We start from the raw sequence: 12324 nt of genomic DNA, 5'->3' as shown, positions 1-12324 counted from the left end.
CGGTATCTGCGTGACTCAAGGCATCACCGGCGCGACATAGCTCAGCGTGCGCCCGAAGGCCCAGAGCATGAAGAGCACCAGCGGCGCATGCACCAGCAATTGCAGGAAGGTAAAGCCCACGATGTCGCGTGCCTTCAGCGACAGCACGCCCAGCAGCGGCAGCATCCAGAACGGGTTGATCAGGTTGGGCAGCGCCTCGGCCGCGTTGTAGACCTGCACGGCCCAGCCCAGGTGGACCTTCAGGTCGTTGGCCGCTTGCATGACGTAGGGCGCTTCGATGATCCACTTGCCGCCACCCGAGGGAATGAAGAAGCCCAGCACGGCGGAATACGCGCCCATCACCACGGCGAAACTGTCGACGCTGGAGATGCTCACGAACAGATGCGCGATGCGGTCCGACAGCGTGATGCCTGCGTCGCCCTTGGCACCGGTCAGCATGGCCGCGATGGCGCCGTACAGCGGGAACTGGATGATCACGCCCGCCGTCGACGGCACCGAGCGCGACACCGCGTCGAGAAAGCTGCGCGGGCGCCAGTGCAGCAGCAGCCCGATCATGAGGAACAGCAGGTTGTAGGTGTTGAGGCCCGAGATCGCGATCAGCGGGCTCTTGGCCATGAACTCCTGCGCCAGCCAGCCGAAGCCCAGCGCGCACAGGAGCAGCGTGAGCAGCGGACTGCGCTCGAACCACTCGCCGGGGCGGCGCTCGGCGGACTCGGGGGAAGCGGGCTTGGCTTCCGTGAGGTCCACGCCCAGGTCCTGCGCCGTGACCGCGTGCTTCGCGTCAGGCGCCGACCACAGCGCGATGGCCACCGACACGACCATCAACACCAGCGCCATGGCGACCGACTGCCACAGGAAGATGGTCTGGCTGAACGGGATCACGCCGGTGATGTCCAGAATGCTCTTGGGCAGGCTGCTGGCGTTGGCCTGCAACTGCGCCGCCGACGAACTGAGCCCCAACGCCCAGGTCGCTCCCATGCCGAGGTAGGCCGCCGCGCCGCCCGCGCGGTAGTCCATGCGCAGGTCGAGGCGGCCGGCCAGCGCGCGCACATAGAGCGCGCTGAAGATCAGCGAGATACCCCAGTTGAAGAGCGACAGGATCATGCTGATCGCCGCCACGTACGCGATGGCCTGGCGCCCCGACACGGGCAGTGCGGCCAGCTTGCGGATGAGTCGCGCAGCCGGCGGTGAGGTCGCCACCACGTAGCCGCCGACGGCCACCAGCGCCATCTGCATCGTGAAAACAATGAGGCTCCAGAAGCCGTCGCCGAAAGACTTGGCCACCGCTTGCGGGCTCGATCCGTTCAGCAGCGCGGCGCCCGCGACCACCACCACGGCGATGGCCGCGAACGCGAAGGCGTCGGGAAACCAGCGCTCGGCCCAGGCGGTGAAGCGCAGGCCCAGGCGGCTCAACAGCCCGGCATCGGCCGAGGCCTCCTGGGGTACAGGAGGGTGGGCGCCGTGTCCGGCGGAAGTGTGTGATGTCGATGGCATGGGGGTCTCCTGCTACTGCTGCTGGAACGGTGGGCGTCCTCGTCACACGCCTGACATGGCGTGCCGCCCGGATGTTAGGAATTGCCATCGACAATTCATAATCTCTATTTTCAATAGAGCGATATAGGATCAATCTATGTCGATAACGATCAAGCAGCTGCAGCACTTCGTGGCCGCAGCGCACACGGGGCAGGTGTCCCGCGCAGCCCAGCGCTGCTATGTGAGCCAGCCGTCGCTGACCACCTCGCTCAAGAACCTGGAGTCGACGCTGAAGGTGCAACTCTTTACGCGGCACTCCGACGGGCTGCGGCTCACGGTGCAGGGCGAGGGCTTTCTTCGGCACGCGGAGCACATGCTGCACACGCTCGATGCGGCGGTGGAGGAGACGCGCAACTCGGTGTCCTCGGTCGAGGGGCGGGTGCAGATCGCCATCACCGACACCGTGTCCGAATACATGCTGCCCAAGATCATCGGCGCGATGCGCAGGCAACTGCCGCTGGTCGAGTTCGAGCCCGTGGAGCGCAACCGACTGGAGATCGAGAACGGCCTGCGCAGCGGCGAGTTCGACCTGGCCGTGGTCTTGGTGTCGAACCTGTCTCGTGCCCCGGACATCCGGCGCGAGAACCTGCTGAAGTCGGAGCGCCGTCTGTGGACTTCGTTCGACCATCCGCTGGTGGCGCAGAAGTCGGTGTCGCTGCGCGAGATCGCGCAGATGCCCTTCGTGCTGCTGGACATGGACGAGCACGTGGACACCGTGGGCCGCTACTGGAGCGCGATGAAGCTCAAGCCCAAGGTCGTGTTCCGCACCAAATCGATCGAGGCCGTGCGCAGCCTCGTCGCACAGAACGTGGGTGTGACCATCCTGTCGGACCTGGTGTTTCGCCCCTGGTCACACGATGGCGGGCGCATCCGCAGGACGGTGGTGTCGAGCGCGGTGCCCTCGATGGACCTGGGGCTGGCCTACCGGCGCGGGGCTGTTCTTTCCGAAGCTACGGCAGCCTCTGCAAGCACCTTGCGGTTGCTGGCCAAGACGCTGACGAGAGAGTCACAGCCGCGGATGGATGACGAGCCGCTGTAGCTTTCGAGTGGGCCGCTTCCTGCGACACGCATGGCAGGCGTGGGGTGAGCGACAGCGACCGGCAGTTGTCGCCCAGTCATCGAAGGCGGGCTTATCGCAAGCCAGAAGAATCGCGTCCAGGACCGCGTCTCTGGCAGCCTCATCGGCATTGTCCCGGCAGGCCGCGCAATACGGGCAGCAGTTGCTGCGTTCGCACAGGATATTTCAGAACAGCCGGAATTGCGGTGCGTCACCCTGTTAAGAAGACGGAAGGGGGCGGTTCGCACTGCGCCGACCGATCAGGCAGTTCCGGCTTCAGCCACGCGCAACCGGTAGAGGCCGACGTCGACAAGCCCTGCGCGGAAGCCGGCCTCGCAGTAGGAGAGGTAGTAGGTCCACAAGCGCTTGAACGCGGCGTCGAAACCCAGTGACTCGATCTGCGGCCAGGCGGCGAGGAACCGGCGACGCCACTCTGCCAGGGTTCGCGCGTAGTCCTTGCCGAAGCAGTGGGAAGCCTCGATCACCAACCCTGCGCACTGCGCCTGTTCCCGCAGCACGCGCGGACTGGGCAGCATGCCGCCGGGAAAGATGCAGTGCTGGATGAAATCAGTCCCCTGGCGGTAGCTGTCGAACTGCGCATCGGCGATCGTGATCGCCTGCAGCACCACGACGCCACCGGGCTTGAGGCGCTCGCGCAAGGTGGCGAAGTAGGTGGGCCAGTAGGCCTCGCCGACGGCCTCGATCATCTCGATGGACACGATGCGGTCGAACCGGCCCTGCACGTCGCGGTAGTCCTGCAGCCGCAGGTCGACTCGGTCGGCCACGCCCCAGTCCTGCGCGCGTTCGCGGGCGAAGGCCAGTTGCTCGCTCGACAGCGTGACGCCGGTGACGCGCGCTTCGTGCCGGCGGGCCAGGCTCGCGGCCAGCGTTCCCCAGCCGCAGCCGATCTCGAGCACGTCGCCCCCTTGCGGGGTGTCGAGCATGTCGGCGATGGCGGCGAGGCGACGCGCCTGGGCGGCTTCCAGCGTGTCGTCGTCGGCGTCGCTGAACATCGCGCTCGAATACAGCATGCTGTCGTCCAGCCAGTGCCGATAGAACGCGTTGCCCAGGTCGTAGTGGAACGCGATGTTGTGCCGGCTTCCGCGCCGGCTGTTGCTGCGGGTCAGGTGCCGCAGCCGCGCCGCCCAGCGCGCCAGCCCGCGCCCCTTGAGCAGCGATCCCCAGGCCGACTCGTTGGCCAGGCCGAATTCGAACAAGGCCAGCAGGTCCGGACTGTCCCACTCGCCATTGCGGAACGACAGGGCCAGGCCCAGATCGCCTTGCAGCGCCAGGCGCAGCAGCGGGCGCCAGCTCAGCAGGCGCAGGCTCGCGTGCGGCCCGGGTTCGCGGCCGGCCACCTCGATGCACCGGCCGCCCGGAAGGCTCAAGGACAGCCGGCCGAAACGCGTGCGGGCCAGCAGCCGGCGCAGCGGCGAGAAGACCGGCGCGGCATCGAGGGCGGGGGCGGAAGGTGTGGTCAGGCTCATGGGGTCTTGTTCGAAGGAACGATGGTGAGGTCGTGGTCGGGGGCAGCCGGTCGCGGATGCAGCGGCACGCGCTTGATCCACAGACGCAGGGCCTGCCAGTGGATGGCGGCCACCACCTTGAGGGTCAGCAACGGATGCGTGATGAACACGCGCAGCAGCGCCAGGTCGCTCAGGGGCGCACGTTGGCCGTCGAGCCGCGCGTTGAGCACGGCGCCGGCCGCGTCGTGCACGCTGATGCCGACCGAGACCGCCTCACCCGGCGGCGCGATGCGAAACCGGTAGTGCAGGTCCATGCCGTTGAAGGGGGAGACGTACATCTGCTTGTCGCAGTGCTGCTCGACGATGGGCGCGCCGTCGTCAGCGACGGGGATCAGGTAGCTGTGCCGCTGCCCGAAGGTGTTGTTGACCTCGTACAGCAGCGCCTGCAGCGCGCCGCCGGGTGCATGGCAGAACCAGACGCTGAGCGGGTTGAACACATGGCCGAGCAGCCGCGGCATGGCCAGCAGCCGGATCGCGCCGCCGGTTGGAAGGCCGGCCTCGCGCAGCCGCGCTTCCACCTGGGCCCGCAGATCGCGGCCCGAACCGTCGCCATGGTCGGCGGCATGGAAGCTGAACAGGTTGAACCGGTCCACCGAGAAGCAGCGCAACCGGGCGTGCAGTTGCGGCAGTTCGTCGATGTCGATCAGCAGGTTGTAGACCCGGTAGCTCAGCCGATGCCGCTTCGGCCGCAGCCGCTGGTGCATGACGCGCCCGATGTAGAGCGCCGAGCCTTCGTGCGCGTTCATGAGGCGACGGTCTGCGCGCCTTGCGGCAGATGGATGCGCCCGGACTCCTGCGCCACGCGCCAGGGCCGGCGCACGCCACCGAGCGCTTCGGCGACGGCCAGGCCGGCCTGCAATCCGTCCTCGTGGAAGCCGGCGCCGAAGTAGGCGCCGCAGAACCAGGTGCGGCGCTGGCCCTGCAGCTGCCACAGCTGGCGCTGCGCGGCCATGGCCGCGGCATCGAACAGCGGGTGGTCGTAGACCTCGGTGCGGATCAGGTGCTCGGGCCGCGGGTCGATCGCCGGGTTCAGGGTCAGGAACAGCGGCTCGGCCGCCGCGCCCTGCGGCAGGTGGGGCTGCAGCCGGTTCATCCAGTAGGTCACCGTCGGGGCCGCCCCGCTGCCGCGCGTGCCGAGGTAGTTCCAGCTCGACCACACGGCGCGCCGCGCCGGCATCAGGGCAGGATCGCGGTGCAGCACGGCCAGGTTGCGGCTGTAGGGCAGGGCACCGAGCAGGGCCCGCTCGGCACCGGTGGGCGCGTCAAGCAGCGCCAGCGAGCGGTCCGCATGAGTGGCCAGGACCACCTGGTCGAAGCGCTCGGGCCACCAGCCGGCGCTCGTGCGAAGCCGCACACCCGCCGGCTCGCGATGCAGTTCGAGCACGGCCCGGTCCAGCTGGATGCGGTCGGCGAAAGGCTGGCTGAGGCGCCGCACGTATTCGCGGCTGCCGCCCACCACGGTGCGCCAGACGGGGCGGCCGCTGATCTGCAGCAGCCCATGGTTCTCGCAGAATCGCACAAAGGCGGCGACCGGATGGCGACCCACCTGCGCCGCCGGCGTGGACCAGATGGCCGCAGCCATGGGGTAGAGGTGGTCGTCGCGAAACGCGCGGCCATAGCCGTGGGCATCCAGGTAGTCGTCGAGCGCCTGGTCGCCTGCGACCTGCGCAGCGCGCGGAGCCTCGCGGTAGAACCGCAGCAGGTCGCGCAGCATGGCCCAGAAGCGGGGGCGCGCCAGGTTGCGCTTTTGCGCGAACAAGCCGCCCAGGTCGGTGCCGGCGTATTCGAGCCCGCCGGCGTCCAGGCTCACTGCGAACGACATGTCCGAGGCCGCGGTCGGCACGGCCAGGTGCTGGAACAACGCGGTGAGGTTCGGGTACGCGGGCTCGTTGTAGACGATGAAGCCGGTGTCCACCGGCACCCGGCCTTCCCGGCCCGGCGCGTCCACGGTATGGCTGTGGCCGCCCAGCCGGGGCTCGCTCTCGAACACCGTGACCTCGTGGCGCTGGGACAGCAGCCAGGCGCAGGACAGGCCCGAGATGCCGGTGCCGACGACGGCGATGCGCTGGCCTCCGGGCACCGAGGCAGGCATCGGCACGGCGGCAGGCGGGACGAGAAGGGGCAGCATGGGGAGCCTTTGGCGAGTCTTGCTGTCCTGTACGCAGAAAACGGGCATTTGGATTGCCCGCGTGCCGCTGCGATGATCCGAACGCGGCTTCCTTGCGTATGACAGCACATGACCGCGGCTCCTGATCCGTCCAACCCCTCTGCGGGCACTCCGTTGCCCCGCAGTCGTCGAGCGTCCCTCTTGACCGTTGTCTCCCCCGATTCCGAGCCATCTACCTTGCCCGACGACCTCTGGGCCGAGGCGATGGCCGCCGTGGCGCAGCGACAGGACCGGGACGCGTTCGCGCAGCTGTTCTCGCATTTCGCGCCGCGCATCAAGCACTACCTGATGCACAGCGGCAGCCCGGCCATTCAGGCCGAGGAACTGGCCCAGGAAGCCCTGGTCACCGTCTGGCGCAAGGCCGCGCTGTTCGATCCGGCCCGGGCGGCCGCCACGACCTGGATCTTCGCCATCGCGCGCAACCTGCGTGTGGACGCGCTGCGGCGGCGCCAGGGCGTGCAGTCGTCTGAAGACGCGTTCGACTTCGACCTGCTCCAGTCGGATGACCCGACCGTCGAAGACCAGCTGCACGACGCGCGCCTAAACGAGCGCCTGCGCGGTGCGCTGCGCCTGCTCCCGCCCGAGCAGCAGCAGGTGCTGCACCTTTCCTATTTTGAAGACGCGCCGCATGCCCGCATCGCGGCCCAGCTGTGCATTCCGCTGGGCACGGTGAAGTCGCGCGTGCGCCTGGCGGTCGCCCAACTGCGCCGCCTGCTGGAACATTGACGATGGACATCCGACACCACCCCGACGACGACCTGCTGCTGGCCGGGTCCTCCGGCCACTTGCCGGCTGGCATGCGACTGGTCCTGGCCAGCCACCTGGAACTGTGCCCGCTGTGCCGCGAGCGCGCGCGCGCACTCGATGCCGTGGGCGGCATCCTGCTCGATGACCTGGAAGCGGTCCCGCTTGCCGATGATGCGCTGTCGCGCACCTGGGCCCGGATCGATGCGCACGAAGGCGCTGAACCCGCCCCCGTGCGGGTCAGCGCGCCCCCGCCGCTGCCGCCCGGCGCGCGCTGGCCGCGCGCGCTCGCTCATTGCAGTGCCACGCCCTGGCGCTGGATCGGCCCCGGCATGCGCTGGAGCCGTGTGACCGTGCCCGAGGCCCCGGAGGCCAACGTCTTTCTTCTGCGCATCGCGGCCGGCAAGTACCTGCCGCAGCACACGCACCAGGGGCAGGAGTTCACCCAGGTGCTGCACGGCCGCTTCCACGATGGCCGGGCCTTGTTCGGTGCCGGCGATTTCGATGCGGCCGATGCCGAGATCAACCATCAGCCGGTGGTCCAGGACGGCAGCGAGTGCATCTGCCTCGCCTCGCTGGACGGCCGGCTGCGCTTCGACGGGGCTATCGCGCGTTTCTTCGGCGCGCTGGTCGGGATGTGAGGCGCGCCGCGACCCACGCCGACACGCCGCTCACGGCCGTGCCCCATGCCAGGTCGGCGGCCGTGACGGCCCAGGGCCAGTCGCGCAGCGTGGCCTGGTTCGTCAGGTCATAGGTCGCGTAGGCCACAAGCCCGAGCAGCGCGCCGCGACGCAACGCGACGGCGGGCTCGCCAGCCTCCAGTGCCGGCGCGATCGCCAAGACGACCAGGCCGACCAGGTAGAGCGCATAAAACAGCGCCGCCGCCGTCCAGTCGACCTGCGGCGCCATCAGCGCACCGAGCGCAGGCTGGTACAGGCGCGGCCCCATGACCGACAGCCAGACGGCATCCAGCACAAGAAAACACACGAGCGCCCACAGGTAGGCAGCGAGCAAGGTACGCGGGGAGGGCTTCATGGGGTGGTCCGTGCAGGAGAGGTCAGTCGGTAGCTCAATTGGCGATCGCCCTTGGTGTCAGCGTCGAGCCCGATCCAGCGTCCGCTGTCGGCGGCATACCAGATGCGGATGCGCTGCTGCGCCGCCTGCAGTCGCCAGCCGCGCGCCCGCACGGGCTGACCGCGGACCTCGAGGGTCGCATCGGGCAGCGGCTCGAAGCGGACCGGCTCGACCTTGCCCGTCTGGGGATCGATCAGGCGCTGTTGTTTCACCAGCCGGGGATTCCAGTAGGCAAAGCTCATCGGGCAGTCGCCGTCGAAGCGCTGCGCGATCTGCTGGCGGGTGCCGTCGTCGTCGGTCTCGGCGCGCAGTTCACGCAGGCAGTCTCCGGCCCAGCGCTCCTCGGCCTGGTGCCGGTAGCGGTAGACCGGGATGCCGAGCATGCGCACGGTGAACAGGGCACGACTGTCGACGCTGCGCGTCGCCGCAGTGCCGCCGACGACAAAGCGATGGGTCCCGATCGGCTTGCCATCGAGCATGGCGGTGAAGTGCCATTCGCCCGCTTCCTCGTCACCTTCCTGTGCCACGGCCAGGCAGGTCGCCAGTGCCAGCATCAGCCCCAAGGCCCGGTGCTTCATGGACGGGCGCCACGCCGCGGCGGCCAGGGGATGAAGGCACTGGTGCGTGCCGCGTAGCTGCGGTAGGCGGGCCGGCGCTCGGCAATGTCGTGCTCCAGCAGCGCGACGCCCGACACCTTGAGCAGCAGGACGGTCATCAGCAGCGGAGACACCAGGCACCACGCCATCGCCCATCCGCCCGCCGACAACGCTGCCAACCCGAGGCCCCACCAGACGCAGGCCTCGCCGAAGTAGTTGGGGTGGCGCGACCAGGCCCAGAGGCCGCGGTCCATCACCGCATCCTCGCGGCGCGGGTTGCGCAGGAAGCGGGCGAGCTGGGCGTCGGCTACGGCCTCGAAGACCACACCGCCGCCGGCCAGCAGCAGGGCCAGCACATCCAGCCAGGACAGGGGCGACGGGTGCGCGAACGCGGCCAGCAGCGGCCAACCGACGATCCATGCCAACACCGCCTGGAGCCCGAACACGAGGTAAAGGCTTTTCAGGCCGAAGTGTGGTTCGTTGCGCGCACGCATGGCCTGGTAGCGGCGGTCTTCGCCGTGGCCCCAGTTGCGACGCCCGATGTGCAGCGCCAGCCGGCAAGCCCATATCAGCAGCAGCCCGAGCATCCAGACGCTGCGGGCGTCGAGCGCGCGGGCATGGGCGCCGGCGTAGGCCAGGGCCGGCGCCGCGATCATCAGGGGCCAGATCCGGTCCGCCAGGCTGGCGTCGCGCACCACGACGCTGAACACCCAGACCGGCAACGCCAGGCCGAGGGCGATCGCCAGACCCAGGCATGCGAGCGACAGCATCACCGTTTCTCGAACAGGTAGTGACCGACCCACCACTGGCCGCCCTCGGCGTAGCCGAAGAGTTCTTCCACCGAAATGAAGAAGAGCCGCCAGCGGGTCCACCACACCGGCGCGTCGCGCTCTCCGTAGACGGCGGCCAGCAGGGGCATGAGGGTGACCCGCCGGGCGTCCATGCGCGCCAGCCAGGCGGCCGAGGTCCGCGCGTAGTGGCGGCCATCCCAGCGCCAGCGGTGCAGCAGGCGCAAGTCGTCCTGGCAGCGCAGGGCGAGATCGTCGCTCGGCATCATGCCGCCGGAGAAAAAGTGGCGGCTCATCCAGTCGCTGGCATCGCGCTCCTCGAACGGGTAGGGCGCTTCGCGGTGAACGAAGACGTGCATGAAGAACCGCCCCTGCGGTTTCAACCAGCGGGCCACATGCGAAAAGGCGCGGGGCCAGTTGCGCAGGTGCTCGAACATCTCCACCGACACCACCCGGTCGAAGCGCTCGCCGGTCTCGAAATCATTGAAGTCGCAGGTGATCACCTCGAGGTTGCCCAGGCCGCGTGCGGCGGCCTCGGCCGTAATGAACAGCCGCTGCGAGTGCGAATTGGAGACCGCCGTGATGCGGGCGCGTGGGAAGTGTTCGGCCATCCACAGGCTCAGCGAGCCCCAGCCGCAGCCCAGCTCCAGGATGCGCAGCCCATCCGCCAGGCCGGCACGTGCGCAGGTCTCGGCCAAGGCTGCCGCCTCCGCCTGCTCGAGCGTCTGCACCCCCTCAGGCCACCAGCAGCAGCTGTACTTCCGGTGGGGCCCCAGCACGCCTGTGAAGAACTCGGCGGGCAGCTCGTAGTGTTGCTCGTTGGCTTTCTCGGGCAGCAGGGCCAGCGGTGCCTCGCGCAGTTCATCGAAAAATGCCTCCGAACGCAGGGCGACGGCTTCCGGGTCGCCGCTGTCCAGCTCGACCAGGCGCTGGCGCAGCAGCCGCCGCACGCCCAGCCGAACGGCGCCGTCGGGCACCAGGCCTTGTTCAACCCAATGGATGGCAGTGGAGGTGCTCGAGGCTTGGGGCATGGCGGTGGGTGCAGGAGGAGAGTCTCTTCTTCCTACGCCAGGCCGGCCGCAATGGATCACCGAGAGTTTGATTCCGGTGCTCGTGGTTGTCGTCGGTTGGGCAGAGGGCTCATCGTTGGCGCGGAAGCGGGTTGCATCAGCGACGCTTCGATGGGGCAGGGCATGGTCCACAAGCCGACATACGGGACGTCGCGCGTGTTGGGCGGCTGCTTCAGGCCGATTGTGTTGAAAAACTCGCCTCGAATCTTGCCTGCGTTGGCGATCGCACAGGATTCGCAATCGAGTTAACGAAGCGAGAGCGCGCAGCACGCCGCTGCGTTCACCTCACACGCTTTTCACGGCTGCATGTCCTTCAATTGGCATCAACCACTTGGCCATCCGCCGCAGATTCTGGGCTGTAGCCGCCAGCAGGAACTCGTCCTGCGCACCACTGAGCCCGCGAAGCCGGAGCCGATCCAGCTTCATGATGCGCTTGAGGTGCGCGAACAGCATCTCCACTTTCTTGCGATCCCTGCGTGACTGGCTGTACTCCGGTGTCCTTGCAATGGATCGTGCCGTCTCGCGTGCACCTTCATGGACGCTTCTCGCGATCTTGCGGAATGGCGTGTTCGGGCAGCACCGATCTTTCATCGCACAGCCGACGCAGTCTGACTGACTCGCTCGGTAGATCACCGTGTCGGCCTTCGTGACGTGGCTGCGCGGGATCGTGAATCGGCGTCGTTCATTACGCAGCGCATGGCCTTCGGGGCATACGTACTCATTGCGCTCTGGTTCCCACTCGAACTCGCCGATCGACAGGCTGCCGTCCTTGCGGGCCGTCTTGTCCCACACGGGCACATGAGGTTCGATCTGCTTGTCTTCAACCATCCAACCAAGCAGCGGTGCAGTGCCGTACGCCGTATCACCCACAAGCCGTCGCGGCTTGATGTCGAAGCGCTCTTCGACCCGATCGATCATGGTTCGGGTGGAGTCGACCTCCGGTGTGCGATGCGCAGGCGTGGCCTCCACGTCCATGATGATGCCGGCCGACAGATCGATCAGATAGTTGGTCGAGTACGCGTAGAAGGCCGGACCACCCGGTGCTGCGGTCCATTGCGCAGCCGGGTCGGTCGGAGAGATGTTCCTGGATGGTGCCTGCGTGTCGTGCGGCACCTCGGGCGCACCGTCGGCAACCGGATTAGTGGCGTCCAGCGCTTCGAGGTACTCGCGCACCGCACGGCTGCACTGGGTGCCTTGGCGCCACTGCGCAACCTCGGAGGCAGGAACATTGCGCGCGCGGTTAGCGTCGGCCTTGATGACGCTGGCATCGATGGCAAATCCCTCCCCTTGCACCAGCCCTTCGGTCATGCAGCGGTGCAGCACCGCCTCGAAGACGAATCGAAATGCATTGCTCTGGCGGAAGCGGCCATGCCGGTTCTTGGAGAAAGTGGAATGGTCGGGCACCTTGTCCTCCAGGCCCAGGCGACAGAACCATCGGTAGGCCAAGTGGAGATGGACTTCCTCGCACAACCGGCGCTCGGATCGGATGCCCAGGCAGTAGCCGATGACCAGCATGCGGATCATGAGTTCGGGATCAATCGATGGCCGGCCGGTGTGGCTGTAGAACGGCGCAAGATGTTGGCGTAGCTCGCTCAGATCGAGGAAGCGATCAACGCCTCGAAGCAGGTGATCACGCGGGACGTGATCGTCGAGGTTGAATGCGTAGAACAACTGATCTTGAGCGGTGCCTTGACCCATCATGATGCATACCTCCATCGATCACGAAGCGCATGCAAACTGCAAGCCAGCTACGGGGATTCGGGAGAGTT

The 12324-nt window shown here is 67.8% G+C and carries 12 protein-coding genes; 3 read left to right on the top strand and 9 right to left on the bottom strand.

The features are described 5' to 3' along the window. Nucleotides 1–15: 15 nt before the first annotated feature. The gene (locus tag FFI97_RS01210) at nucleotides 16–1494 is read right to left on the bottom strand and encodes a short-chain fatty acid transporter (protein WP_260684878.1); all 1479 of its coding nucleotides are present in this window, start codon (nucleotides 1492–1494) and stop codon (nucleotides 16–18) included. Nucleotides 1495–1630: 136 nt separating this feature from the next. Here FFI97_RS01210 and FFI97_RS01205 point away from each other — a divergent pair, with 136 nt between their 5' ends. Then, nucleotides 1631–2572, top strand: a complete 942-nt coding sequence (locus tag FFI97_RS01205) for a LysR family transcriptional regulator (RefSeq protein WP_062471895.1) — start codon at nucleotides 1631–1633, stop codon at nucleotides 2570–2572. 278 nt (nucleotides 2573–2850) lie between these two features. On the opposite strand, the gene FFI97_RS01200 is transcribed toward FFI97_RS01205, so the two are convergent. Genes FFI97_RS01200 through FFI97_RS01190 form a run of 3 tightly spaced genes read right to left on the bottom strand, consistent with a single transcriptional unit; the run spans nucleotide 2851 to nucleotide 6244 of the window. Further along, on the bottom strand, nucleotides 2851–4077 hold the full coding sequence (locus tag FFI97_RS01200) for an SAM-dependent methyltransferase (RefSeq protein ID WP_139702322.1): 1227 nt from the start codon (nucleotides 4075–4077) through the stop codon (nucleotides 2851–2853). After that, on the bottom strand, nucleotides 4074–4862 hold the full coding sequence (locus tag FFI97_RS01195; RefSeq protein ID WP_139702323.1) for a DUF1365 domain-containing protein: 789 nt from the start codon (nucleotides 4860–4862) through the stop codon (nucleotides 4074–4076). The genes FFI97_RS01200 and FFI97_RS01195 overlap by 4 nt, the downstream gene beginning before the upstream one ends. Then, nucleotides 4859–6244, bottom strand: a complete 1386-nt coding sequence (locus FFI97_RS01190) for an NAD(P)/FAD-dependent oxidoreductase (RefSeq protein WP_260684877.1) — start codon at nucleotides 6242–6244, stop codon at nucleotides 4859–4861. Before FFI97_RS01190 ends, FFI97_RS01195 begins: the two co-directional genes overlap by 4 nt. A 216-nt stretch (nucleotides 6245–6460) precedes the next feature. Between FFI97_RS01190 and FFI97_RS01185 the strand changes: the two genes are divergently transcribed. Further along, a complete protein-coding gene (locus tag FFI97_RS01185; RefSeq protein WP_260684876.1) occupies nucleotides 6461–7009 on the top strand; it encodes a sigma-70 family RNA polymerase sigma factor in 549 nt (182 codons plus the stop codon). 2 nt (nucleotides 7010–7011) lie between these two features. Then, the gene (locus FFI97_RS01180) at nucleotides 7012–7668 is read left to right on the top strand and encodes a ChrR family anti-sigma-E factor (protein WP_139702325.1); all 657 of its coding nucleotides are present in this window, start codon (nucleotides 7012–7014) and stop codon (nucleotides 7666–7668) included. Here FFI97_RS01180 and FFI97_RS01175 read toward each other — a convergent pair. From FFI97_RS01175 to FFI97_RS01155, 5 genes are all read right to left on the bottom strand, one after another. After that, nucleotides 7631–8062: a DUF2177 family protein gene (locus tag FFI97_RS01175; protein WP_139702326.1), complete on the bottom strand. Its 432-nt coding sequence runs from the start codon at nucleotides 8060–8062 to the stop codon at nucleotides 7631–7633. The genes FFI97_RS01180 and FFI97_RS01175 overlap by 38 nt on opposite strands. After that, on the bottom strand, nucleotides 8059–8679 hold the full coding sequence (locus tag FFI97_RS01170) for a DUF6134 family protein (protein ID WP_185993534.1): 621 nt from the start codon (nucleotides 8677–8679) through the stop codon (nucleotides 8059–8061). Before FFI97_RS01170 ends, FFI97_RS01175 begins: the two co-directional genes overlap by 4 nt. Beyond that, entirely contained in the window at nucleotides 8676–9467 is a 792-nt protein-coding gene (locus FFI97_RS01165) for a DUF1295 domain-containing protein (protein WP_139702327.1), read from the bottom strand. The genes FFI97_RS01170 and FFI97_RS01165 overlap by 4 nt, the downstream gene beginning before the upstream one ends. Further along, complete coding sequence (locus tag FFI97_RS01160; protein WP_139702328.1) at nucleotides 9467–10516, bottom strand: SAM-dependent methyltransferase; 1050 nt, start codon at nucleotides 10514–10516, stop codon at nucleotides 9467–9469. The genes FFI97_RS01165 and FFI97_RS01160 overlap by 1 nt, the downstream gene beginning before the upstream one ends. 324 nt (nucleotides 10517–10840) lie before the next feature. Next, nucleotides 10841–12256, bottom strand: coding sequence for an IS1182 family transposase (locus tag FFI97_RS01155; protein WP_139701439.1), 1416 nt, complete (start codon nucleotides 12254–12256; stop codon nucleotides 10841–10843). Nucleotides 12257–12324 lie beyond the last annotated feature (68 nt).

This window comes from Variovorax sp. KBS0712 (genome assembly GCF_006323185.2).
Classification (GTDB): domain Bacteria; phylum Pseudomonadota; class Gammaproteobacteria; order Burkholderiales; family Burkholderiaceae_C; genus Variovorax; species Variovorax boronicumulans.
This window is presented reverse-complemented; position numbering and strand designations above follow the sequence as displayed.